Genomic DNA, 598 nt, shown 5'->3' with positions numbered 1-598 from the left:
TCAAGACGCCAGACCTGATTAACGAGATTGTCGGTGCGAAACTAAACTGGGCGTCCAAACCTCCGCCCGGCGCGACCTCCCCGCCCGTGGCCGCCTTCGTCGACGAGGGTAACCCGCAGTGCGAGCCGCTGATCGCGCCGGACACGTACTCGGTGGGGGTGGCTTACACCGCGTGGCGGAGCAATCTCTACAAAGAGGACAAGGACACGTACGAGCATGCGGTCCGTCAAGCCGTTGCGACGGTTGTCGATTCCAAAGCAGCGACGGTGTTGCTTGGCGACGCTTTTGCCAAGCGTCTCGATGCGTGCAGCAATGCCGTCATCCACCTGAGCGGCAAATATCGATGGAGATTCCAAAAGACCGACGCCGGCGGCAAGGATCTGACGTGGACCGCGACGGAACTGCAGGACGGGAAGCCCACCGGTTGGATCTGCCCCAACGTGGCGCGCGCGAAGAACAATGTGATCATCACTGCGCAGGTGTGCCAATACGGCAATGGCGCTCCGGCCACCGCGACAGTTCTGGACAAGATGTCGGAGAAGATCCCCGGATAGACCCGGGAGAATCGGAATACTTTGTGCAGGATCCGGGAGGAGTA

Annotated in this window: 1 protein-coding gene; it reads left to right on the top strand. The window is 60.9% G+C overall.

Annotated features, from left to right (window positions below):
* The coding region (locus A9X04_RS11815) for a sensor domain-containing protein (protein ID WP_156764331.1) at nucleotides 1-554 on the top strand (554 nt) is incomplete at its 5' end.
* Between the last annotated feature and the right edge of the window lie 44 nt (nucleotides 555-598).

Source organism: Mycobacterium sp. E3247, assembly GCF_001667785.1.
Classification (GTDB): Bacteria; Actinomycetota; Actinomycetes; order Mycobacteriales; family Mycobacteriaceae; genus Mycobacterium.
The sequence above is the reverse complement of the archived record's forward strand: the minus strand, read 5'-3'. Positions and strand labels throughout refer to the sequence as shown.